Origin of the sequence: Streptomyces sp. NBC_01217, from assembly GCF_035994185.1 — a bacterium.
Taxonomy (GTDB): Bacteria; Actinomycetota; Actinomycetes; order Streptomycetales; family Streptomycetaceae; genus Streptomyces.
The window spans coordinates 3,276,601-3,298,992 of sequence record NZ_CP108538.1; the positions used below are offsets into that span (position 1 = coordinate 3,276,601).

Annotated in this window: 18 protein-coding genes and 2 tRNA genes; 9 read left to right on the top strand and 11 right to left on the bottom strand. The window is 71.2% G+C overall.

Annotated elements, in window-relative coordinates:
* Nucleotides 1-17: 17 nt before the first annotated feature.
* Both OG507_RS14340 and OG507_RS14345 read right to left on the bottom strand, forming a co-directional pair.
* The gene (locus OG507_RS14340) at nt 18-1,115 is read right to left on the bottom strand and encodes an LLM class flavin-dependent oxidoreductase (RefSeq protein ID WP_327367586.1); all 1,098 of its coding nucleotides are present in this window, start codon (nt 1,113-1,115) and stop codon (nt 18-20) included.
* Nucleotides 1,116-1,227: 112 nt separating this feature from the next.
* Nucleotides 1,228-2,043: a maleate cis-trans isomerase family protein gene (locus OG507_RS14345; protein WP_327367587.1), complete on the bottom strand. Its 816-nt coding sequence runs from the start codon at nt 2,041-2,043 to the stop codon at nt 1,228-1,230.
* 190 nt (nt 2,044-2,233) lie between these two features.
* On the opposite strand from OG507_RS14345, the gene OG507_RS14350 reads away from it, so the two are divergent.
* The 4 genes from OG507_RS14350 (at nt 2,234) to OG507_RS14365 (ending at nt 6,210) form a co-directional block, all read left to right on the top strand.
* Nucleotides 2,234-3,193: a D-2-hydroxyacid dehydrogenase gene (locus OG507_RS14350; protein WP_327367588.1), complete on the top strand. Its 960-nt coding sequence runs from the start codon at nt 2,234-2,236 to the stop codon at nt 3,191-3,193.
* A 238-nt stretch (nt 3,194-3,431) separates the two neighbouring features.
* Nucleotides 3,432-4,190 (top strand): IclR family transcriptional regulator, encoded by a 759-nt coding sequence (locus tag OG507_RS14355; protein WP_327367589.1) that lies wholly within the window; start codon nt 3,432-3,434, stop codon nt 4,188-4,190.
* Between the two features lie 135 nt (nt 4,191-4,325).
* Nucleotides 4,326-4,399, top strand: a tRNA-Lys gene (locus OG507_RS14360).
* A gap of 131 nt (nt 4,400-4,530) precedes the next feature.
* Nucleotides 4,531-6,210, top strand: a complete 1,680-nt coding sequence (locus OG507_RS14365) for an MFS transporter (protein WP_327367590.1) — start codon at nt 4,531-4,533, stop codon at nt 6,208-6,210.
* Here the strand turns inward: OG507_RS14365 and OG507_RS14370 are convergent.
* From OG507_RS14370 to OG507_RS14380, 3 genes are all read right to left on the bottom strand, one after another.
* The gene (locus tag OG507_RS14370; protein ID WP_327367591.1) at nt 6,201-6,791 is read right to left on the bottom strand and encodes a lytic polysaccharide monooxygenase auxiliary activity family 9 protein; all 591 of its coding nucleotides are present in this window, start codon (nt 6,789-6,791) and stop codon (nt 6,201-6,203) included. The genes OG507_RS14365 and OG507_RS14370 overlap by 10 nt on opposite strands.
* Nucleotides 6,792-6,949: 158 nt before the next feature.
* Nucleotides 6,950-8,497 carry an SPFH domain-containing protein gene (locus tag OG507_RS14375; protein ID WP_327367592.1) on the bottom strand — a complete coding sequence of 516 codons (1,548 nt, stop codon included), beginning with the start codon at nt 8,495-8,497 and terminating at the stop codon, nt 6,950-6,952.
* A gap of 25 nt (nt 8,498-8,522) precedes the next feature.
* A complete protein-coding gene (locus tag OG507_RS14380; RefSeq protein WP_327367593.1) occupies nt 8,523-9,965 on the bottom strand; it encodes a peptidoglycan-binding protein in 1,443 nt (480 codons plus the stop codon).
* 184 nt (nt 9,966-10,149) lie between these two features.
* Here OG507_RS14380 and OG507_RS14385 point away from each other — a divergent pair.
* The 3 genes from OG507_RS14385 (at nt 10,150) to OG507_RS14395 (ending at nt 14,463) form a co-directional block, all read left to right on the top strand.
* Nucleotides 10,150-10,223, top strand: a tRNA-Lys gene (locus OG507_RS14385).
* Between the two features lie 500 nt (nt 10,224-10,723).
* Nucleotides 10,724-12,532, top strand: a complete 1,809-nt coding sequence (locus tag OG507_RS14390) for a glycosyltransferase family 2 protein (protein WP_327367594.1) — start codon at nt 10,724-10,726, stop codon at nt 12,530-12,532.
* Nucleotides 12,529-14,463: a galactose oxidase-like domain-containing protein gene (locus OG507_RS14395; protein ID WP_327367595.1), complete on the top strand. Its 1,935-nt coding sequence runs from the start codon at nt 12,529-12,531 to the stop codon at nt 14,461-14,463. Before OG507_RS14390 ends, OG507_RS14395 begins: the two co-directional genes overlap by 4 nt.
* 62 nt (nt 14,464-14,525) lie before the next feature.
* On the opposite strand, the gene OG507_RS14400 is transcribed toward OG507_RS14395, so the two are convergent.
* From OG507_RS14400 to OG507_RS14425, 6 genes are all read right to left on the bottom strand, one after another.
* Nucleotides 14,526-15,500: a glycoside hydrolase family 6 protein gene (locus OG507_RS14400; protein WP_327367596.1), complete on the bottom strand. Its 975-nt coding sequence runs from the start codon at nt 15,498-15,500 to the stop codon at nt 14,526-14,528.
* 285 nt (nt 15,501-15,785) lie between these two features.
* On the bottom strand, nt 15,786-16,469 hold the full coding sequence (locus tag OG507_RS14405; RefSeq protein WP_327367597.1) for a class F sortase: 684 nt from the start codon (nt 16,467-16,469) through the stop codon (nt 15,786-15,788).
* A 1-nt stretch (nt 16,470) separates the two neighbouring features.
* Nucleotides 16,471-17,046 (bottom strand): hypothetical protein, encoded by a 576-nt coding sequence (locus tag OG507_RS14410; RefSeq protein WP_327367598.1) that lies wholly within the window; start codon nt 17,044-17,046, stop codon nt 16,471-16,473.
* A 130-nt stretch (nt 17,047-17,176) separates the two neighbouring features.
* Nucleotides 17,177-17,965: an HAD-IIA family hydrolase gene (locus OG507_RS14415; protein WP_327367599.1), complete on the bottom strand. Its 789-nt coding sequence runs from the start codon at nt 17,963-17,965 to the stop codon at nt 17,177-17,179.
* Between the two features lie 128 nt (nt 17,966-18,093).
* Nucleotides 18,094-19,209, bottom strand: coding sequence for a hypothetical protein (locus OG507_RS14420; RefSeq protein WP_327367600.1), 1,116 nt, complete (start codon nt 19,207-19,209; stop codon nt 18,094-18,096).
* 245 nt (nt 19,210-19,454) lie between these two features.
* Nucleotides 19,455-20,609 (bottom strand): ROK family transcriptional regulator, encoded by a 1,155-nt coding sequence (locus OG507_RS14425; RefSeq protein WP_327367601.1) that lies wholly within the window; start codon nt 20,607-20,609, stop codon nt 19,455-19,457.
* A gap of 56 nt (nt 20,610-20,665) precedes the next feature.
* On the opposite strand from OG507_RS14425, the gene OG507_RS14430 reads away from it, so the two are divergent.
* Both OG507_RS14430 and OG507_RS14435 read left to right on the top strand, forming a co-directional pair.
* On the top strand, nt 20,666-21,823 hold the full coding sequence (locus OG507_RS14430; RefSeq protein WP_327367602.1) for a Gfo/Idh/MocA family oxidoreductase: 1,158 nt from the start codon (nt 20,666-20,668) through the stop codon (nt 21,821-21,823).
* Nucleotides 21,820-22,299, top strand: a complete 480-nt coding sequence (locus OG507_RS14435) for a heme-degrading domain-containing protein (RefSeq protein ID WP_327367603.1) — start codon at nt 21,820-21,822, stop codon at nt 22,297-22,299. The genes OG507_RS14430 and OG507_RS14435 overlap by 4 nt, the downstream gene beginning before the upstream one ends.
* Nucleotides 22,300-22,392 lie beyond the last annotated feature (93 nt).

Sequence of the window (22,392 nt, forward strand, 5' to 3'; positions counted from 1 at the left end):
CACCGGGGAGGGCGGTGTCAGACCGTCGGCAGCCCGTACGCGTCCGCGATCAGTTCGTAGCTGCGCAGTCGCGCCTCGCCGCCGTGGGCGTTGGCGGTGATCATCAGTTCGTCGGCGCCGGTGCGCTTGGCCAGGTCGTCGAGGCCGGTGCGGACCTCGTCCGCCGTGCCGTGGACGATGTTGACCAGCCAGCCGTCGACGAACTCGCGCTCCATGGGGCTGAAGGAGTACGTCTCCGCCTCCTCGGGCGTCGGGACCAGGCCGGGGCGGCCGGTGCGCAGCCGGACCATGGACAGGGCGCCGGAGAGCACCTGGCGGCGGGCCTCGCGCTCGTCGTCGGCGGCCAGGGCCGCGACACCGATCAGGGCGTACGGGGCGTCGAGCACCGCGGACGGGCGGAACGACTCCCGGTACAGGTCGAGGGCTGGGACCGTGTTCTGGGCCGAGAAGTGGTGGGCGAAGGCGAACGGGAGGCCGAGCACACCGGCCAGCCGGGCGCTGAAGCCGGATGAGCCGAGCAGCCAGATCGGCGGGCGGGCCGGGGACTGGACCCCGCCCTCGGAGGTGGCCTGGACCGGGCCGGGGACCGCGTGGATACGGGAGTAGGGGTGGCCGTCGGGGAAGTCGTCGTCCAGGAACCGGGTCAGCTCGGCGAGCTGCTGCGGGAAGTCGTCGGCGCCCTCGTTCAGCCGGTCCGTGCGGCGCAGGGCGGCAGCCGTCGCGCCGTCGGTGCCGGGGGCGCGGCCGAGGCCGAGGTCGATGCGGCCGGGGGCCATGGCCTCCAGGGTGCCGAACTGTTCGGCGATGACGAGCGGTGCGTGGTTGGGCAGCATCACACCGCCGGAGCCGAGCCTGATGCGCTCGGTGTGTGCGGCGAGGTGGGCCAGGATGACGGCGGGCGACGAGGAGGCGACGCCGGGCATGGAGTGGTGTTCGGCCACCCAGTAGCGGTGGAATCCGCGGCGCTCGGCGAGCTGTGCGATGTCCACGCTCGTACGCAGCGCCTGGGTGGCGGTGCGGCCCTGGCCCACGGTCACCAGGTCCAGCACGGAGAGCGGGACTGTGGCCGTCCCCTCCGCCTTGCCACGGATCTCGTCGCCTCGAATCTCGTCCACGTCCTGGCCTCTCCGGTGATGCGCCTACGTCCGTCTCGTACGTCCGGAAAGGCAGAACAGGAGGTGGTCTCCGTTTATTCCCCCACTCCCCGGCCGCCCGGTCGCCCCTGGCTCACCAGCCGATGTGGGGCTGCTTTCCGGGCCGCCCCTTCCTCCCGCTGTGTGCGCGCTCCCGGCCCTCGCCCCATCTGGACACCGGGGCCGGAGGAGCCTCGCGTTCGGCGAAGATCTTGCCGAGCCTCGGGGACCAGGACCGGCGGTCCGCCAGCCGCAGCCCCTCCCGGACCGTCACCTGGTTCCCGGTGAGGACCGGCTTGCCGAGGAGTTCCTCCAGCTCCGTCACGTGGGAGACGGTGTGCAGGGCCGTGTCGGGCAGCAGCACCACCTCCGCCTCCGGCCGGTCCGCGGCCGTGGCCAGCTCCTTCACCTTGTCCAGGTCCCAGGCAGCGGCCTCGGCCGCGGAAGCGAGACCGGCAGCACTGGTGGCGGCCACCTCGATGCCCGCGGAGCGGAGGAAGGCCGTGAACTGTGCGGCGATCGGTTCCGGATAGGTCGCGGCGACGGCGACACGGGCCGCCTCCAGCTCCCGTACCGCATGGACGAAGCCGAAGGAGGTGCTGGAGGCGGGCACGCCGGCCACTCTGGCCAGGGCGGCGATCTGCTGATGGGCGCCCTCCCAGCCGTACAGGAAACCGCCGGCGCTGCTCGCCCAGACGACGGACTCGACCCCGGCGCGCTGCAGCTCCGCCACCCCGGCGGCCAGGCATTCGGGTGCGCCGGTCCGGGTCAGCGCGTCGATCGTATAGGCGTCCTCGTCGACGTCGGTGTGGTTCACGACCAGCCTGACGGCATCGAGCAGGATCTCCATCCGCGGGAAGTCGTCCTCCGCGACGTGGTGGCCCGGGTAGAGAAAACCGAGGGTCGTCATGTCCACCCTTCCTGTTCTGCGGTGCTCCAGCGGCGCACCGTTCCTGCGGGAGCACTGTCCGTTTTCCACCGTCTCCCCCCAGTATTCCCCCATCCGCCGCCACCCCCACCGCGACCTGTTGACGAAGGCGGACGCGGGTGCGAGCGTGGTCAATCCGCACCTCGAAGACGCAGCGGAGCTACCGCCTCTCATGCCAGAGCCCACCCTGCTCGTCCTGGACACCGATCCGTCGCCGCGCCTGGGCCGACTGACCGGCCGGGCCACCGTGCGGTACACGGACGAGGCCGGACTCGCCGCACGGCTCCCGGAGGCCGACGTACTCCTGGTGTGGGACTTCACCTCCGACGCGGTACGGGCCGCCTGGCCCGGTGACGGACCGCGCCCGGCATGGGTGCATACGGCGAGCGCGGGCGTGGACCGGCTGCTCTGCCCGGAGCTGACGGCCTCCGACACGGTGGTGACCAATGCGCGGGGCATCTTCGAGCGGCCGATCGCCGAGTACGTGACGGGCCTGGTGCTGGCGTTCGCCAAGGACCTCCCGGGCACGCTGGAGCTCCAGCGCCGGCGGCTGTGGCGCCACCGGGAGAGCACACAGCTCGCGGGCAGCCGCGCGGTGGTCGTCGGCGCGGGCCCGATCGGGCGGGAGATCACCCGGCTGCTGATCGCCCTCGGGGTCCAGGTGGCGCTGGTGGGACGCCGGGCGCGGCGCACCATCCACGCCATGGCGGACCTGGACCGGCTGGTCTCCCTGGCCGACTGGGTGATCTGCGCGGCGCCACTGACGGAGTCGACCCGTGGCATGTTCGACGCGCGGTTCTTCGGGCTGATGCAGCCGTCGGCCCGCTTCATCAACGTGGGGCGCGCCCCGATGGTCGTCGAGGACGATCTGGTCGCCGCACTGCGCAAGCGCTGGATCGCGGGCGCGGCGCTCGATGTGTTCGAGCAGGAGCCGCTGGGGCCGCAGAGCCCGCTCTGGGACGTACCGGATCTGATCGTGTCGCCGCACATGAGCGGAGACGCGGCGGGCTGGCGGGACCGGCTGGGCGAGCAGTTCGTCGAGATGTACGAACGCTGGGCGGCCGGTGAGCCCCTGCCGAACGTGGTGGACAAACAGCACGGGTACGTTCCCGGCACGGACCCGGGCGAATGAACCCGGCCGGCAGAAAAAGTTCCCCTCCCTCGGGGGCGAACGTATGCGCGAACCGCTCACCGCGGCGCCGTGACCTCCCCACTCCTTGCACGCCAATGACGCTGGCATATGCCATACGGGTGCACCCCAGCTTACGGGCCCGGAGCACCCCATCAAGTCGCCAACAGCCGCCCCGTAAAGGGCTCTTGACGGCTATCGTGGTGACAGAGCTTGGGGTCACAACCTGGTGGGGGAAACCGTGGCATTGAAGCCCGAACCGACCGCACCGTTCCATTCGGTGCAGTACGCCCTTCGCATTCTCGAAACGGTTTCCAAGCACGGCAACGGTGTGACGGACGCCCAGATCTCCCGGGAGACGGGGCTGCCCATCGGGCATCTCACCTCCCTGCTGCTGATGCTGCGCCGCGAGGGATACGTCGAGCAGGTCACCGACGGCGCGTACGTCATCGGATCCTCTCTGCTGCTCCTCGGCTCCGGCGCGGCCCGCAGACAGGCCCTGGAGACCAGGCTCCAGCAGATGCTGGCACAGCTGCGCGATTCGGTCGGCGCGGCGGTCTACATCAGTCGGTACGTGGACGGCGAGATCCGGGTCACGCAGTACGCCGACGGCCCCCGTACACCCGCGGTCAACGAGTGGGTGGACTTCCGTTCCGCCGCGCACGCCTCGGCGGTCGGCAAGTGCCTGCTGGCCCAGCTCGACCAGAACGGCCGCCGCGACCACCTCTCGCGCCACAAGACGGCCCGGCTCACATCGCGGACGATCACCAACGAGAAGGTGCTCTTCTCCAAGCTGGACAGCCAGCCGCCGACGGTCCCGGTACTCGACCTCCAGGAGTACGCGGTCGGCACGGTGTGCGCGGCGGTGCCGCTGACGGCCGGATCGTCGGCGGGGTGCCTCGCGCTGTCGCTTCCGGTCGAGGATGCGCATCGCCTGCGCGCGGCGGCGGCCGCGCTGAACCGGCGGGCGGCGCCCGTACTCCTGTCGCTGGCGCTCTAGGGGCGGGGACTCGGCAAGGCCCAACGGGGCCGGCCCGGGACGGCTTTGTCGTCAAACGCCGGACGGGCTTGATTTGTCCGACTTCAGGCCGTCATCAGCACCCCTCGGGAGCAGGTATTATTTTCGAGTCAGCAGGCGCCGCTAGCTCAGTTGGTTAGAGCAGCTGACTCTTAATCAGCGGGTCCGGGGTTCGAGTCCCTGGCGGCGCACAGACAACGCACTGGGCGGTTCACGTACACACGTGAACCGCCCAGTGCGTTTTTTGCTGCCCCTCTGGATGTACGGATGTTTTACACATCCGTACTAGACATACGTTTTATACACTCGTACATTTCACGGCATGACGAACGCCATGCGCACCACCGTCGACCGCGACGGCCTCGCGGGCCGCCGGGAGTGGACCGCCTTCGTGGTCCTCCTGCTGCCCCTTCTCCTCGTCTCCATGGACGTCTCCGTCCTCTTCTTCGCGATTCCGTCCATCGACCGGGACCTCGCACCCAGCGCCACCCAGCAGCTCTGGATCTTCGATGTGTACGCCTTCGTCCTGGCCGGCCTGCTGATCACGATGGGCTCGCTCGGCGACCGGATCGGCCGCCGCAGGCTGCTGCTCCTCGGGGCGCTCGCGTTCGGTGCCGCGTCCGTCGCCGCCGCGTACGCCGCCGGCCCCGGGATGCTGATCGCGGCCCGCGCCCTGCTCGGGGTCGGCGGTGCGACGCTGATGCCCTCCACGATGGGGCTCGTGCGGAACATGTTCCGCGACGAGCGGCAGCGCAGCCGGGCCGTCGGCATCTGGTCGGGTGCCATGGCAGGCGGGATCGCGCTCGGCTCGGTGCTCAGCGGGGTCATGCTGCAGCGCTTCTGGCGGGGTTCGGTCTTTCTGATCAACGTGCCCGCGATGGTGCTGCTGCTGGTCCTGGTACCGGTGCTGGTCCCGGAGTTCAAGGACCCGGACCCCGGCCGGTTCGACCTCCTGAGCATGCCGCTGTCGATGGGTGCCGTGCTGCCCGTCGTCTACGGGATCAAGGAGAGCGCCGCCCATGGGCTCGATCTGCCGAACGCGCTGACCATCGCCGCCGGCCTCCTCGTCGGCGGGCTCTTCGTCCGCCGCCAGCGCAGCCGGGGTGACGCGATGATCAGCCGGGAACTGTTCCGCGACCGCGGCTTCGCGGCGGGGATCGGGCTGAACGCGCTGGCCGCCTTCGCCATGATGGGCTCCGCCTTCTTCACCACGCAGTATCTGCAGTCGGTACTCGGCATGGGCACGATGGAGGCCGCGCTGTGGAGCATGGCCCCGTCGCTTGCGGTGGGAGTCGCGGCCCCGACGGCCACGGTGATCGCCCAGCGGACCGACCGTACGCGTGTGATCTGCGCCGGTTTCGTCATCGCCGCCGCCGGTTTCGCCGTCCTCGCCCTGACCGGTACGGACTCGCTGTGGCTGCTGCTCTGCGGGTGCGCCGTGATGAGCTGCGGCATCGTGACCGTGATGGCGCTCGTCTCGGACCTGGCGCTGTCCACCGCCCCGCCGGAGAAGGCGAGTTCGGCGGCCTCGCTGCTGGAGACCGGGCAGGAGTTCGGCGGTGCGACGGGGATGGCGCTGCTGGGTGCGGTGGCCACGGCCGTCTACACCGCCGACATGCCGGGCTCGGCGCCGGAGGCCGCCCGCAAGACGCTGCCGGGCGCGGTGGCCATGGGGGACGCCTCGCTGATCTCGGTCGGGAGGGAGGCCTTCGTGCACAGCATGCAGTACGCCTCGGTGGCGGGGGCCGCGCTGTTGCTGGCGGGGGCGGTGCTGGCCGTGACGCTGCTGCGGAGGGCCGCTGCGCGGGAGGGAGCGGCCCTGACGAGCCAGCGCGGGTCGATACCGGCGACGGCGACCCCGGTCAGGGCCGCCGCGCTCAACCGGAGAGGGAATTCAGGGGTGTTGCCCAGCAGCACCCCGAGGTGCGGTGCACTGCCCGCCGACAGCGGATCCGCCAGGAACGCGGCCCGTGCACGGCAGCCGGCTACACGTCAGAACTGAACATCGGAGCAGGCGTAGAAGGCGTTCGCCGTGTCCGCGATGGTCCAGACGCTCAGGATGATGTGCTTCCCGGTCTTCTGGGTGGGGATGGTGCCCTGGTGGGTCAGCGTCGCCGGGGGCTGCTGACCGCCGTACGGCACCGTCATGAAGGGCTGCGACTCCAGGGCGGCCCTGGTGAGCGGCTTGGTGGGGTCCCAGCCGTTCTTGGTGATGTAGTAGCGGAAGTCCGTCGTGGCATGCCGTGCGGTGAACTGCCAGCGGAAGCCGAAGCCCTGCCCGGCGGTGACGCGGGTCGCGGGCCAGCTGCCGCCGCGCGGGTCGTCGAGCTGGGCGAACTCGGAGTGGCCGCCGGAGCAGATCTTTCCGTCGGCCGGACCTGCCGCCGGGAAGCCCTTGGGGCCCTCGACGCTCTGCGGTTCCCACTGGATGCTGCCGCAGTTCGTCACCGTACCGTTGGCGCAGAGCTTCTGGCGGCTGATGGGGTTGTCGGTGTAGCCGTGGCTGCTGGCGCTGCTCGTCGCGAACATCGAGGCGCCCGCTATCGCGAGGCCGACTACGGCCGCACTTGCCCGTTTACGCATTGCTGTCGCTCCTCAAGAACGTGGGGGAGGTTCCATGAGCTGTGCTGCGCGCATGTGCTGCGGTCTAGACCAAGTCCTAGATTATTGACGTGATATGAACATGTCCAGACCAATGGGAGTTGGATTCCGCTTCTCCTCCGGAGCGGCCCCGGGAACTGTCAGGCGCCCTCTCCACCACTGCGTCCGGTGTAGAAGGCCACCGTCAGGTCCTTGACCAGCGACTTCCGTTCGTAGTCGTCCAGTTCCACGAGCCCCCTCGCGGTCAGCCGGTTGACAGTGTCGTCCACCGCGTCAACCACCGAAGTCAGCACGCTGTCACGGTGCTTGGCGTCGATGGCGGCGATCCGGCGGCGCTGCATGGCCGCGGCGACCTCCGGCGCGTACTCGATTCCGGTCGGCTGCGCGGAGTACACCTCGATGCCGACGGGCTCGCAGTCCGCCTTCAGCATCCGGGTCAGCGCGTCACCGACCGCCTCCGCGTTGCGCAGGGTGTGCGCGTCCTCGTGGAAGGCATCGGCGGGCAGCTGCGAGAGGACTCGGGCCATCGCCGCCTCGACCTGCTCGCGCAGATACTCCTCGTGGTCCGCGACCCCGAGCGTGGCCCGGACGGTGTCCTTGATCCGCCAGACGACGAGGACGACGACGCGCAGCGCCGTACCGTTGGCGTCCACTGCGGGCAGCGGTTCGCTGCGCCAGTGACGCAGGCGTACGTCGACACGACGGCGCAGCAGCAGCGGGCTGACCCACATGAGCCCCGTCCGGCGCACGCTGCCCCGGTAGTCGCCGAAGAGCGTCAGCACCCAGACGTACCCGACCCGCCCGCGGCTCAGCCCGCCGAGCGCGAACAGCACCGCCGTCACCAGCGCGGCGAGCGCCGCCCAGGCGCCGGGACCGATTCCGTCGTACGGGCGCGAGCCGATCCCGAACCGACTGAGCGCGGCGGCGGGCAGCACGCCGGTCCACCAGAGGACGGCGCCGGCGGCGGCGGTACCGGCCAGCCCGGCGAGCAGCGCCACCCAGCCGGGCAGCGCGGGCCCCGGCCGCTCGACGAGCCGCGGATCACCGACCGGCGCGGGCCGCGTCGACGGCCGCACCTGCGGCCCCCTCGGCAGGGGCGGCCGCCGCACCCCGACCCCGTCGGCTCCCCTACGCAGCACATCCGCAGGCAGCGCGGCCGCGGCCGTGCGCTCGGGGTCCTCGCGGAAGACCAGGTGTACGGGGATGGAGGCGGACCGCTCATCGGCGACGACCGAGCGACGCCGCCCGTGCTGCTCGTCCCCGGCAGCGTGGGCTGCTCGGCGGCCGGCCAGAACCGCAAGAGGCGCGACGGCCGCAGCCGGAACCGACACCGAGGCCGAGGTCGCACCCAGAGCCGCGGAGTCCACGCGGTCCCCCGGCACCAGGTCCAGTACAAGGTCGACGACGGAGTCGGCGGCGGAACCGGGCTGCCTGCCTGAGCCGGAACCCGGACCGGGACCGGGACCGGGACCGGGACCGGGACCGGCCTCCGGCCCGACGCCCGAGGCTGAACCCGGACCCACCCTCGGGCCCGCACCAGCCCTCGGGCCCGTGCCCGGAGCCGACACCCCGCCCGTTCCCGAGTCCCCGGCCTGCGTCTGCGCATGTCGTCGCGCCCGTTCCGGCTCCCCCTCCCGCTTCCCCCCGTCCTCCGGAGTTCCGGAGTTGTCCGACACCGTGGATCCCATTCCCGCCTCCGTCATGTCCGTCGTGTCACGCGAAGAGTCGCCGCCAGGTCTCCGGGCCGGGGTAGCCGTCGGCCGCTCCGCCCCGCCAGCCCTGGGCCCGCTGGAAGGCCTCGACGTTGCGCCGGTCCGCCTCGGTCCAGCGGGGCCCCGGGCCCGACAGGTAGTACTTGCCGTATCCCTTCTTCACCAACTGCTTGCCGAGCTTGTCGACATGGCTGTTCGACTGACCGGGCCGGAAATAGCCCCGCCCGGGGAACTTCGAAGCCGAGTTCGAACCGCCCTGGCCGCTCCCGGCGGCGGGGATCTCACGGCCGGTCCCGTTGATCAGCAGGCGCCAGGTGTCCGGACCGGGGATGCCGTCCGCCTCCTTGCCCTTCCAGCCCTGGGCCTTCTGGAACGCCTGGGTCGCGCGCCGGTCGGCGTCGCTCCAGTCCGGCCCGGGGCCGACCCCGTAGAAGCGCTTGCCGCCCCGGTCCACAAGCATCTTCCCGAGCTGGGTGACGTACTCGTTGCCGACGCCGGGGCCGAACTTCGCGGCGCCCGGGAACGCCGTCGTCGACTCACCGCCGCCGCTCCCGGTGGTGGCGCTGCTGAGGCCCTTGTAGCGGTACGCGACGTAGCTGCCCGAGTTGGTCCAGTACGCCATGGGCGTCGTCTGCTTGCGGGCGTGCGGCTTCGTCTGCTCGTACGCCGTGTAGTGGGTGTGCGTGTAGTCGGTCCAGCCACCGAAGATCGTGACGTGCGAACCCTTCGCGGGGTTGGCAGGGTTGTGGAAGAGCAGGATGTCGCCGGGCTGCAGCTTCTCCCGCGCGATCCGCGTCCCGAACTTGGCGAGGCTGCCGGTCCACTCGTTGCCGCGCAGGCTCCAGGCCATCGACACATAGCCGGAGCAGTCCTGCCGGTAGCCGTCCGACCAGTACTTGCTCATGCTGTACGGAACCTGCGAGGACACCCACTTCTTCGCGCGGTTGACGATCGCGGCCCGGCTGGTCTTGCGCAGCGCGGGCTCGGTGGACGAGGGCGGGCCCGGGGCCCCCGCGCCCTGCAACGGTCCCGGCCCACCCTGCGGGCTGTCCGTGTCCGGGTCCGTATCCGGGTTCGTATCCGTATCCGTATTCGGGCCCGTATCCGGATCGGCCCTGGTGAGCGGGTCACCCTCGTCGGCCGCGGTGACAGAGCCCGCCGTGTCCGTCGAGCCGGACGGATCGTCCACCGGGTCCACCGCCACCGTCGTCTCATCCGTACGGGCCGCCGTTCCGCCCGGCGCGCCCACCGCCTCGGCCGCACCCGTACTCAGCACCACTCCGGCCGCGGTGACCAGCACCAGCGCACGGCGCGCGCCATGTGCGGCCGGGTGGCCTCCGTCCCGTACGGGCAAGGCGCTGGCGGCGGTGCGCCGTTGTGCGGCGCACCCCGCACAGGTGCAGTCGCTGGCGGGTACGTACTCCTCGAAAACCGGCACAGTCATGCGATTCCCCTCCGCACTCGTCAAGATCTTCGGGCGCATCTGCAAGGGCGCCAGTGTCTCAACTCTCCTGACATATGGCATTTTGACGGATAGGAGAGAAAAAACGACCATCCGACAGGCCGTGATGGACGGGAAATGGTCAGGAGCACACCCCGCCTTCGGGTAGAGTTCTCCAGGTCAGCAGGCGCCGCTAGCTCAGTTGGTTAGAGCAGCTGACTCTTAATCAGCGGGTCCGGGGTTCGAGTCCCTGGCGGCGCACGCAGAGACAAGGCCCCCTCACCACGCATGAGGGGGCCTTGTCCGTTCATGGTGCCTCATGGTCGCCGCGCAGCCTCCGCACACCTGCCACACAGTCACGCTCCGTCACTCAGTGGCGCGAAGAGCTCTCACATACGCCTCCGCACGCCCCCTCCGCAAGGGCGCCCTAAATCGTACAAATGACTGGCAACCCACCCGTTCCACCCTTGCGGTCGGGGCCGGGGTCGGACAACCTGTCTAGGGGCCGTCAGCTCCAACCAGGCTGATGGGCCGTGCAGTTGGGGGATGCAGAGGGGGAAGTTCCGGTTGTCCGCTACGTGGGGTGGGGCCCCGCTCGGGGACAGATGTCGGGGAGGCATCAGACAGCCGGAAGGGCGCCGTTCCGTGTCTGAGCGGAAGGCCGCCCGCCATTGATGTCGTCCGCGGCGACCGACGGGGAATCGCCGTGGCCGAGACGACCGACCAGTCACGCACCGACCATGCGTGCAGGGGGATGGCTCATGACGTCGACGCCGACAGGCGCCCGGCAGCAGAACGACGACCCTTCCACGACCGCTCGGCTCCGGATACCGGCGCAGCCGGACACCGGAAAGGAACGGCGGCACCCGAAGATCGCGTTGCCGCGTTACGACTACGAGCACTCCAGCCGGCTCGCCGGGCCGCTGACCCGGCCCGATCCGGACCGACCGTACCGGATGCAATACCGGTCTCTGCTCTCCCAGGAGCCGCACAGAATCCGCGCGGCGCTCCTGCTGGGCGCCGCGCCCCTAGTCTCGCTCGGCCTGTTCGCCTGGCTGATGCAGCCGGACCACTGGACGCGGCGCGACCCGGACCTCAAGAACGGCACGCTGCTGGTCCTCGACCTGGTGATGCTGGTCTCGATCGGCCTGATCGAGCTCTTCCGCACGCTCAACGTCCTGTCGAACGCGCACGCGACGCTGGTCGCGCGCGACCCGGTCCCGGTCGTGCCGGAGACCGGAACCCGGGTCGCCTTCCTCACCTCCTTCGTCCCGGGCAAGGAGCCCCTGGAGATGGTGACGAGGACCCTTCGGGCCGCCGTCCGCATCCGGCACCGCGGGCTGATGCACGTCTGGCTGCTCGACGAGGGCGACGACCCGGCGGTGAAGGAGGTCTGCGCCCGGCTCGGGGTGCACCACTTCTCCCGCAAGGGCGTCGCGCAGTGGAACCGGGCCGAGGGCCCGTACCGCGCCAGGACCAAGCACGGCAACTACAACGCCTGGCTGGACGCGCACGGCGGCGCGTACGACTTCTTCGCCTCCGTCGACACCGATCACGTACCGCTGCCCAACTATCTGGAGCGGATGCTCGGCTACTTCCGCGACCCGGACGTCGGCTTCGTCATCGGCCCGCAGGTCTACGGCAACTACGACTCGTTCGTCACCAAGGCCGCCGAGTCCCAGCAGTTCCTCTTCCACGCGCTGATCCAGCGCGCGGGCAACCGCTACGGCGCCCCGATGTTCGTCGGCACCAGCAACGCGGTGCGGATCTCGGCCCTCAAGCAGATCGGCGGTCTGTACGACTCGATCACCGAGGACATGGCGACCGGCTTCGAGATGCACCGCGCCCGCAATCCGCACACCGGCCGCAAGTGGCGCTCGGTCTACACGCCCGACGTGCTGGCCGTCGGTGAGGGCCCGACCGCGTGGACGGACTTCTTCACCCAGCAGCTGCGCTGGTCACGGGGGACGTACGAGACGATCATCAAGCAGTACTGGAGGGGAATCGGGACGCTCCCCCTCGGCAGGCTCTTCAACTACACCATGATGATCATCTTCTACCCGATGTCCGCCCTGAACTGGATTCTCGCGGCGCTGAGTTGCGCACTGTTCCTGGGGATGGGCGCCTCCGGTGTACAGATCGACCCGACGGTCTGGATGATGCTGTACGGCAATGCCTCGGCGCTCCAGATCGGCCTGTACATCTGGAACCGGCGGCACAATGTCTCGCCGCACGAGCCCGAGGGCTCCGGCGGTCTGGCCGGCATGATGATGTCCGCGCTCTCCGCCCCGGTCTACGCACGCTCGCTGCTGGACGCCGTGCTGCGCCGCAGGAGCTCGTTCGTGGTGACGCCCAAGGGCGACTCGTCCAGCCCGGACACCCTCTTCGGCACCTTCCGGATCCACCTCTTCTTCATCGTGGTCTTCGGCGGTTCCATCGCCGCCTCCTTCGTACGCGGGCACAGCCATCCGGCGATGCTCACCTGGGCCGCCCTGGCCCTGCTGATCACCGCGGCGCCGATCCTCGGCTGGCAGTACACCGTCCGGAACCTGGAGGGACGTGCACGATGAAGTACCGTCCGAGCCTCCGTACCCGCCGCCTGGCGATCACCACGGCGGCGGTCCTGGCCCTCTCCGGGGCGAACGGGCCGTGGGTGTACCGATTCGGCACCGAGCGCTACCACGAGTACCGGATCAACAAGCCGGACTACAAGGCCGCGAACGGCCACTGGGACTTCCTGGACGTCCCCTCCGCGTACCGGATCAACACGATCCACGCGGCGCTGCTGCACACCGGCAAGGTGCTGCTCGTCGCGGGCTCCGGCAACAACCGGAAGAACTTCGACGCGAAGAGCTTCCGGTCCGTGCTGTGGGACCCGGGGGCCGGCACGTTCAAGAACATACCCACGCCCGATGACATGTTCTGCTCCGGTCACACCCAGCTGCCCGACGGCAAGCTGCTCATAGCCGGCGGCACCAGACGCTACGAGAAGCTCAAGGGCGATGTCACCAAGGCCGGCGGCCTGATGATCGTCCACAACGAGGACCCGGACAAGCCGGTCACCCTGCCCGCGGGCACCCGGTTCACGGGCCGTGCGAACGGCAGGACGTTCGTCTCCAAGGACCCGGTGCTCATCGAGCGGGCCACCAAGGTCTTCGACAGAAGGACCGGCACGTTCCTGCGCAACGACGCCGGTCTCGGCCGGATCTACGTCGAGGCGGAGAAATCCGGTACGCGGTACGGGACGGGCGCCGAGGACAACTACCGGATCGCGGGCCTGACCGGCTCCGACGCCCGTAACGTCTACGGAATCGCGCAGAAGCTCGCCCTCGACAAGAAGGACTTCCAGGGCATCAGGAAAGCCTTCGAGTTCGACCCGGCGGCGGAGAAGTACATCACCGTCGACCCGATGAACGAGGCCCGCTGGTACCCGACGCTGACCACCCTCCGGGACGGCAGGGTCCTGGCTCTCTCCGGTCTCGACGAGATCGGGCAGATCGTCCCCGGCAAGGACGAGATCTACGACCCGAGGACCGGGAAGTGGCAGTACACCGGCATCGTCCGCAGATTCCCCACCTACCCCGCCGTCTTCCTGATGAACGACGGGAAACTCTTCTACTCCGGTTCGAACGCCGGATACGGCCCCGCCGACGTCGGCCGCGAGCCCGGCATCTGGGACCTGGCGACGAACAGCTTCACAAAGATCCCCGGCCTGGGCGACGCCGACGAGATGGAGACCTCGGCGACGGTACGGCTGCCCCCGGCCCAGGACGAGAAGTTCCTGGTCATCGGCGGCGGCGGGGTCGGTGAGTCCGGCCGGTCGAGCGCGAAGTCACGCCTGGTCGACCTGAAGGACCCCGCCCCGCGGTTCCGGGACGGCGCCCCGCTGGCGGAAGGCACCCGCTATCCGAGCGCCTCGCTGCTTCCCGACGACTCGCTGCTGGTCACCGGCGGCTCCAACGACTACCGGGGGCGCGGCGGGTCGAATGTGCTCCAGGCCCGGCTGTACGACCCGGGGACGGACACGTACAAGCGGGTCGCCGACCCGGCGGTGGGGCGCAACTACCACTCGGGGTCCGTACTCCTGCCCGACGGCCGCGTCATGGTCTTCGGCTCGGACTCGCTCTACGCGGACCGGGCGAACACCCGGCCGGGCGTCTTCGAGCAGCGCATCGAGATCTACTCCCCGCCGTATCTGTACCGCGGTGCGCGCCCTGAGCTGACATCCGGTCCGGCAAGCATCCGGCGCGGCGGTACGGGCACGTTCGCGACGGCGCGGGGGGCGGCGATCACCTCGGCGAGGCTGATGCGGCCGAGTGCGGTCACCCATGTCACGGACACCGACCAGCGGTCGGTGGCGCTGGGCCTGAGGAGGACGGCGGGCGGGATCACGGTGACTGTGCCGGGGAACCGGGCGCTGGTGCCGTCGGGGTGGTACATGCTGTTCGTGACGGACGACAGGGGGACACCCTCGGAGGGGGTGTGGGTCGAGGTGCCGTAGGCGTACGGGCGGTGTGGGGCGTCCCGTGATCGAGGCGACTCCCCTCGCTCGCCCCCGCGCCGCTACTTCGTCGCCCGGGCCAGACCGAGTGCGTACTGCGGCCACCAGGCGCCCGCCTTCGGGCCGCCCCTGCAGTCGCCGTCGGACTCGCCGGGCCGCTTGATCCAGAGGTACGCGTCGACCAGTGCGTCCCCCGTGTCGGTCGTCGGCGGCTCGCCGAGCGCACGGCCGGGCGGGTTGCACCAGCTCTCCTCGGGCGCGCCGCCGCTGTACGGGCCGTTGCCGTTGCGGCTGGTGTCGATGACGAACGGCTTGTCGCCGACCCTCGCCGAGAGCCGCTTGCCGAAGTCCGTACTGACCGCCGTGGTCTGGAAGTTGGAGACGTTGACGGCAAAGCCGTCGGCCGCTTCGATGCCCGCCCGCCGCAGCGGCTGGTGGAGCGCGTCGGGGGTGCGCCAGCCCGCATTGCCCGCGTCCATGTAGACGCGGGTGTCCGGCTGCCGCTTGAGCCGCTCGACGGCCCCCTTCAGCAGGTCGTACCGCTCCTCGTGGAACTCCTGCGGCGTGCACCCGTCGACCATGTGCAGCAGCGCGTCCGGCTCCAGGACGACCGTGGCGCGCCGGTCGCCGATGCCCCGGGCGACGCCCTCCAGCCAGGCCCGGTACGCGCGGCCGTCGGCGGCGCCGCCCCTGGAGAACTGTCCGCAGTCGCGGTGCGGGATGTTGTAGAGGACCAGCAGCGCTTCCCTGCCGGTCTTTTCGGCCGCTTCCGTGACGCCCTTGACCTCGGCCTCGGGGTGGTCGGGGCCGATCCACTCCCCGACGGGCTGCCGCGCGATCTTCTCGATCAGACCGGCGCTCTCCCCGTCCCCGTCCTCGGTGTACGCGGCGACCTGCCGGGCCGCGTTCCCGTCGGGGTTTACCCAGTACGGGTCGCCTGCCTCGGCACGCCCCGATGACGAGGTGCACCCCGCGAGCAGCAGCACGGCTCCGGCCATGGCCACCGCGCCCGACCGGCCGTTGTGCCTGCCGTGCATCCACTCCCCCTCGGTGCGACGGCGGTCCCCTGCCGCGCGTCCCCTTCATCCTGGCACAGGGCTTCTGCCCGTTCGCCCGGAAGCCGAGAGTGACCGGTTATCGACCGTACGTCAGAAAACCTCTGGGCCGGGGCGGTTCACCGCCCTAGAGTGTCGGGCACGGACCGCCCCTGCCCTCCCGTGTCGGCGCCGGCTACTCCCGCAGCCCGCCCACCGCGGTCGAGGACCGGCCCGGCCGGCACCCCGGGGGAAAAGGGCCGCCGGCCGGGCCGGGTACCGAATGCGTCAGGCGCTGCCGCCGCCCCGGGACCTCTCGCCGGTCAGATAGGCCGAGACGACCACATTCGCGTCGTACGACTGCGACTCCCGGTCGTAGGTGCCGCCGCAGGTGATCAGGCGGAGTTCCGCGCGGCCGCTCCGGCGCGGGCCGTACGCCTTGTCGGCGTTGAAGCGTTCCCGGGTGAAGACCTGGACGTCGTCGACGGTGAACTCGGCGACCGTGCCGTCCGCGCGGGTCACCTCGACCTTCGCGCCGGGGCGGGCCGCGCTCAGCCCGTAGAAGACGGCCTGTTCGGTCTCGGTGTCGACGTGGCCGACGAAGAGGGCTGGGCCCTTCGCGCCGGGCTCGGTGCCGTCGCCGTACCAGCCGACGGTCTGGGGCGTGTCGAACGGCGGCGGTTCGATGGCCCCGTCCTCGTCCAGGCCGCGGGCGACCACGGGCGCCCTGATGCCGATCGACGGGATCTCGACCCGCTCCGGCACCGCGCCCTCGATCGGGTCGTGCGGCGGGGGCAGCGGAACGCCGAGCGGCCGCCCGACCGCGGCGACGTCGCCGGTGGTGGGGGCGGAACTGGCACCTGAGCCGTCGGTGATGTCGCGGCCCCAGAGCCACAGACCCATCAGCAGGACGGCCCAGGCCACTCCGGTGAGCAGCCGTCCATGGCCCGCGGGGCGGTCCGGGGCACCCATGTCAGTCGGTGGCCGGACGGCGGCGGCGCGCGCTGCGGAACGCAACGGCGACGACCGCGACGGCGGCCAGGGCCAGACCGACCACCGCGTGCACGATGCCGGGGCCGTCCTGATGGGCTTCCTGCTCGGTGAGGGGGGCGGTGCCGCCGCCTCCCGCACTGACCGGGGCGAGCGGGGTCGCCTGGTCCCGGTCGATGACGGTGACCGTGCCGGACGCCTTGGTGTCCTTGTCGTCGGTGCAGACGATCTGGACCTTGTAGTCGCCCGGGGAGGCGTCCGAACTGATCCGGGCCTGCGCGATGAGACCCCCGTCCGCGGCGGGCGAGAAGAGCGCTTCGGAGGCGAAGACTTCGGAGGTGCCCTTGGCCTCTTTGCCCTTGCAGGCGTCCAGCCGCAGGGCCACATCGCCGCCGGGGACGGCGGAGGGCGGGGTCGCCGAGAGAGTGGTACGGGAGCCCGAGTCGGTCCCGGAGCCGGTCCCGGAATCGGATTCGGAGTCGGCCAGTGCGGCGGAAGCCGGCACCAGGGTCGCCGCGACGACCGCGGCGGCACAGAACGTGAGGGGTATCGAACGCATCGTGAACCTCCTTAAAGAAGGGTCACGCCTGCTCCCGCTTTTCGCATCCGCAGGGGCGCGGGGGGACGGCCCCGCGAGCACCCACCCGGAACCGTCCCCCTCGCCCCCTCGGGCCGGCAACCCGCAGCGCTCAGCCCAGGTCGACGAGGTCGACCAGATCGGCGATGGAATCGACGACCCTGGACGGCCGGAAGGGGTACCTGTCGATGTCGGCGACCGTGGTGAGCCCGGTGAGTACCAGGAACGTCTGCATCCCCGCCTCCAGACCGGCCAGCACATCGGTGTCCATCCGGTCACCGATCATGGCGCTCGACTCGGAGTGGGCGCCGATCGCGTTGAGCCCGGTGCGCATCATCAGCGGGTTGGGCTTGCCCGCGAAGTACGGGGCCTTGCCGGTGGCCTTGGTGATGAGGGCGGCGACGGACCCGGCGGCGGGCAGCGGGCCCTCGGCGGACGGGCCGGTCTCGTCCGGGTTGGTGCAGATGAAGCGGGCGCCGCCGTTTATCAGCCGGATCGCCTTGGTGAGCGCCTCGAAGCTGTATGTACGGGTCTCGCCGAGAACCACGTAGTCCGGTTCGTGGTCGGTGAGGACGTAGCCGATGTCGTGCAGGGCGGTGGTGAGCCCGGCCTCGCCGATGACGTACGCCGTGCCGCCGGGCCGCTGGTCGTCCAGGAACTGGGCGGTGGCCAGGGCGGAGGTCCAGATGTTCTCCACGGGCACGTCCAGGCCCATGCGCCGGAGGCGGGCGTGCAGGTCGCGCGCGGTGTAGATCGAGTTGTTCGTGAGGACGAGGAAGGGCAGCCCCGAGTCCCGCAACCGCTTGATGAAGGCATCCGCCCCGGGAATCGGTGTCCCCTCGTGGATCAGGACTCCGTCCATGTCGGTGAGCCAGGATGAGATCGGCTTGCGCTCTGCCATGTGGGACTCCTGCCGTACGCCGAGTGCGGGGACGTCGGCGGCACCGCGTTGTGCAGCGCCGACGACCCCGATTTTAGGCGGTCCGTTCAACCATCAGATACGACCGGAGCGCGCGGTATCGACCGGGCTCAGGGGCGGCGGCGCAGGCGCCTGGACCAGAGCACCATGGCCCCGCCACCGATCAGAAACCCGGCGACGGTGATGCCGGGGTGTGGAACGGCGGCCGGGCCGGTGGCGGCCAGCTGGGGGAGGTCGGGGCGTTCGGGGCGGTCGCTCGCGGCAGGGGTCCGGCCGGACGCGACCGGGCGGGCCGGGGCGTCTCGGGTGGAGGTGGAGGTGGGGGCGGGGGCGGATGTTGAGGTGGGCAGCGCTCCGTCCGGCAGAGCGTCTCGGGGGGTGTCGCGGGGGACGTCGCCGGTCCCACCGACCTCTTGGGTGTCGCCGGTCTCATCGCCGTAACTGTCGCTGTCGTCGACGACGCTGAAGGAGTAGTCGTCGGACTCGCCGACCCAGGCCCCGTCGTCGTTCCCGGTCTTGCCGCCCGCTGCCTGCTGCCGCTGGACGATCGCGGCCCTGGCAGTGATCCGGCCCGGGCCGGTGTCCGAGGTGAACGCCATCCGGACCTCGACGGTGACGGTGCGGCCCGCGGGGACGGTGAAGCCGGCGAAGGAGTCGGCGTCCTCGGCGTCCTCCGCGCTGTCGCCGCCGAAGACACCGATGTGTTCGTCCTGGTCGGTGGTCTCCCAGATGACGCGGTGTTGCACATCGGGACGGTCCTGGTCGGCGAACTCCAGCTGGATCTGGTCGGAGGTCAGCTTCCGCTCCTCGTCGGTGAGGACGAGCACCGGGTGGATGGCGCGACACGACTCGGTGGTGGTGTTGGTGAGGTCCAGGTACCAGGTTCCGTAGCCGCCGCCGGATGCGTAGGTGTCGGGGCCGCTGTGGATACGGGTGGTGATCGGGAATTCGCCCGCCTCGGGATCACCGCAGGCGGGCTGCTGGTCGGCGGTGACGGAGTCCGGCTTCGAGACCGTGGTGGCCGAGGACGCGGCGGACGCGGGGGCGGCGGACGCACCGCCGAGGACGACGGGAACCACGCTCGCCGCCGCCAGCCCGAGCGCGAGCCCGTGCCGCGTCCGCCCGGGGAGCGGGGTCGCGGCCGGCGGCGAGGCCGAGAGCGAGGGCGGACACGCGGTGGCGGTGGATACGGGGAGGGAGGCGGCGGAGGCCAGCGGGATGGACACGGGGCTGGCCGTGGGGACGCACGGAGGAGTGGACTCGGGGCCCCCGGCGGACGGGGGTGGTGTGGGGGGCATCGGGGGCACCCTTCGCTGCTTGCGAAACGGTCGGCTCGCCCCGTGCGCCGGAGTTCACCGGTTCTGAGCGGCGACGCTGCCACGCACGCGCGAGGCGACCGGCGCCGACATGCCGCACGGCCGCCCGCCCGGCGGCCGCGAACCGCTCGATCGGCCCAGTGACGCGCCCCGCCTCACACCCCGTCCACGCCCCCGACCCGTCCGAACAGCGGAGCCAGAACCAGTTGCGCGGCCCCCTCCGCGACCGGCCGTTCCCCTCCCCCGGCGGCGATGACCGGCACCGGCGCGTCGATGCCGCCTCGCCGGGCGCGCTCCTCGATCACGGCGAGGACGCCTCGTACGTACGCGTCGGGATCGGCGGCGACGGTACGGCCGCCCAGCATCACCCGGTCGATGTCGAGCAGCCCGACGAGGTTCGCGGCGCCGGTCCCCAGGACGCGTGCGGCCTCCGCGACATCGCCGCGGGCGACGGCGGCGAGGCAGAGCGCCTCGATGCAGCCGCGCCCTCCGCAACTGCACACCGGCCCGTCCAGCTGGACGGTCTGGTGCCCGAACTCACCGGCCCCCGTGCGGGCCCCGCGATGCAGCCCCCCGCCGAGGACGAGACCGGCGCCGAGCCCCGTCCCGAGGTGCAGATAGGCGAAGTCGCCCGCACCCGCCGCACGCAGGGAGAGCCCCAGGGCGGCGGCGTTGGTGTCCTTGTCGACGACGACGGGCAGCCCGGTCCGCGCGGCGAGCGCGTCCCGCAACGGATAGCCGTCCCACTGCGGAAACCCGGTGACGCGGTGCAGCACCCCGCCCCGGTGGTCCAGCGGCCCCGGCACCGCCACGCCGACCCCGAGCACCGGCAGATCCACAGGCCGCGCGCCCCCGTCCCGTCCGGCCGAAACCGCACTCGTCGCCGCGCACCCGTCCCGTACCTCCGCGACCGCATACGCCGCGACCGCGACCACCTCGTCCGCCGGGGCGCCGAAGTCCAGCGGGGCGGTGCGTCCGGCGGCGACCGTGCCGGCCAGGTCGACGAGCACCACCGTCAGCTCGTCGCGGTCCAGGTGCAGCCCGATCGCGTACCCGGCGTCCGGCACCAGCCGCAGCACGGTGCGCGGCTTGCCGCCGGTGGAGGCGCGGTGGCCCGCCTCGGTCGCCAGGCCCTCGGCGCGCAGCCGGGCGGTGATCTTGCTGACGGCCTGCGGCGTGAGCCCCGTGCGCTCGGCGAGTTCGAGCCTGCTGATGCCGCGCTCGCCCGCCGTCCGCAGCAGTTCCAGCACCAGCGCCGCGTTGTGGCTGCGCAGTGTCGGCAGATTCGCGCCGCTATTGCTCCTGTTCACAGCCCCATTGTCCCTGTCGCTTGCACTTTGGCAACAGCGTTGCTTAAGTGTCGGACATGACTGGCAACGCGACTCACGAGACGCCCGGGCTGTCCGAGACCTCCCAGACCCCCCTGCGCGTCGGACTCGTCGGCTACGGCCTGGCGGGTTCCGTCTTCCACGCCCCCCTGATCGCCGCGACCGAGGGCCTCGTCCTCGACACGATCGTCACGTCGAACGAGGAACGACGGGCGCAGGCGCGCGCCGAGTTCCCGGACGTACGGTTCGCCGCGTCGCCGGAGGAGCTGTGGGAGCGTGCGGACGGCCCCGACGCGCTCGGTCTGATCGTGATCGCCTCGCCGAACCGGACCCACGTCCCGATCGCGACCGCCGCGCTCAAGGCCGGTCTGCCGGTCGTCGTGGACAAGCCGATCGCCGGTACGGCCGCCGAGGCGCGGGAGCTCGCGGCCCTCGCCGAGGAGCGCGGGCTGCTGCTCTCGGTCTTCCAGAACCGCCGCTGGGACAACGACTTCCTCACCCTCGCCCGCCTGATCGCGAACGGTGAGCTGGGCGACGTACAGCGCTTCGAGTCCCGTTTCGAGCGGTGGCGTCCGCAGCCGAAGGGCGGCTGGCGCGAGTCGGGCGACCCGCAGGAGATCGGCGGGCTGCTGTACGACCTGGGCAGCCATGTCGTCGACCAGGCGCTCGTCCTGTTCGGACCGGCCGTGCAGGTGTACGCGGAGTCCGATGTACGCCGCCCCGGCGCCGCCGCCGACGACGACACGTTCCTCGCGATCACCCATGCGAACGGGGTCCGCTCACATCTGTACGTCAGCGCCACCACGGCCCAGCTCGGCCCGCGCTTCCGGGTGCTGGGCTCGGCCGCCGGCTATGTGAAGTACGGCCTGGACCCGCAGGAGGCCGACCTGCGCGAGGGCGCGCGTCCGACGGCGGACGGGCCGTGGGGCGAGGAGCCCGAGGAGCTGTGGGGCCGGATCGGCTCGGGCGAGTCCCCGCTGACGGGCGGCGGCACCCCGGTCCGTACATCGCCGGGCGACTACCCCGCGTACTACGCGGCGGTCACCGACGCACTGCGCGGAAAGGGTGACAATCCAGTGACCGCCCTCCAGGCCGCCGCGGCGCTGGACGTACTGGAGGCCGCGCGCCGCTCGGCCCGCGAGGGCGTCACCGTATCCCTGCCCACCTCCGCCGATTCCGAGGAGCAGCCCGTATGAACCCCACCGCTCCGACCATCTCCGAGCTCATCGCCCAGGAACGCCGGCTGACGCTGCCGCATTTCAGCTACGACGACGCGTACGCGCTCGGCGGCCTGCTCGTCGCGATGGCCCGGGAGAGGCACGCCCCGATCGCGATCGACATCCGCCGCGGCGCACAGCAGCTGTTCCACGCCGCGCTGCCGGGTTCGAGCGCGGACAACGACGCCTGGATCGACCGCAAGCGCAAGGTCGTCGAACGGTACGGCGAGAGTTCGTACCTGGTCGGATCCCGGTTCCGGGCGAAGGGGACGACCTTCGACGACGCCTCGCGCCTGGACCCGAACACGTATGCCGCGCACGGCGGTTCGTTCCCGATCGCGGTCGAGGGCGCGGGCGTCATCGGCTCGGTGACGGTCTCGGGCCTGCCCCAGGCGGAGGACCACGCCCTGGTGGTAGAGGCCCTGGAACAGTTCGCGACGACAATCGGCGCATGACGAGAGGAGGGGGTGGGGCGCACTGACACGGCCCCCACCCCTCCGACGTTTACGCCGAGCCCTCACCGATCGATCCGGCCGATATCAACCAAT

Bases quoted from the DNA above. Each gene is read 5' to 3' on its own strand.
- OG507_RS14345 (WP_327367587.1), bottom strand. From the start codon at position 2,043: ATGACGACCCTCGGTTTTCTCTACCCGGGCCACCACGTCGCGGAGGAC.
- OG507_RS14350 (WP_327367588.1), top strand. From the start codon at position 2,234: ATGCCAGAGCCCACCCTGCTCGTCCTGGACACCGATCCGTCGCCGCGC.
- OG507_RS14365 (WP_327367590.1), top strand. From the start codon at position 4,531: ATGACGAACGCCATGCGCACCACCGTCGACCGCGACGGCCTCGCGGGC.
- OG507_RS14370 (WP_327367591.1), bottom strand. From the start codon at position 6,791: ATGCGTAAACGGGCAAGTGCGGCCGTAGTCGGCCTCGCGATAGCGGGC.
- OG507_RS14375 (WP_327367592.1), bottom strand. From the start codon at position 8,497: ATGGGATCCACGGTGTCGGACAACTCCGGAACTCCGGAGGACGGGGGG.
- OG507_RS14380 (WP_327367593.1), bottom strand. From the start codon at position 9,965: ATGACTGTGCCGGTTTTCGAGGAGTACGTACCCGCCAGCGACTGCACC.
- OG507_RS14390 (WP_327367594.1), top strand. From the start codon at position 10,724: ATGACGTCGACGCCGACAGGCGCCCGGCAGCAGAACGACGACCCTTCC.
- OG507_RS14395 (WP_327367595.1), top strand. From the start codon at position 12,529: ATGAAGTACCGTCCGAGCCTCCGTACCCGCCGCCTGGCGATCACCACG.
- OG507_RS14400 (WP_327367596.1), bottom strand. From the start codon at position 15,500: ATGCACGGCAGGCACAACGGCCGGTCGGGCGCGGTGGCCATGGCCGGA.
- OG507_RS14405 (WP_327367597.1), bottom strand. From the start codon at position 16,469: ATGGGTGCCCCGGACCGCCCCGCGGGCCATGGACGGCTGCTCACCGGA.
- OG507_RS14410 (WP_327367598.1), bottom strand. From the start codon at position 17,046: ATGCGTTCGATACCCCTCACGTTCTGTGCCGCCGCGGTCGTCGCGGCG.
- OG507_RS14415 (WP_327367599.1), bottom strand. From the start codon at position 17,965: ATGGCAGAGCGCAAGCCGATCTCATCCTGGCTCACCGACATGGACGGA.
- OG507_RS14430 (WP_327367602.1), top strand. From the start codon at position 20,666: ATGACTGGCAACGCGACTCACGAGACGCCCGGGCTGTCCGAGACCTCC.
- OG507_RS14435 (WP_327367603.1), top strand. From the start codon at position 21,820: ATGAACCCCACCGCTCCGACCATCTCCGAGCTCATCGCCCAGGAACGC.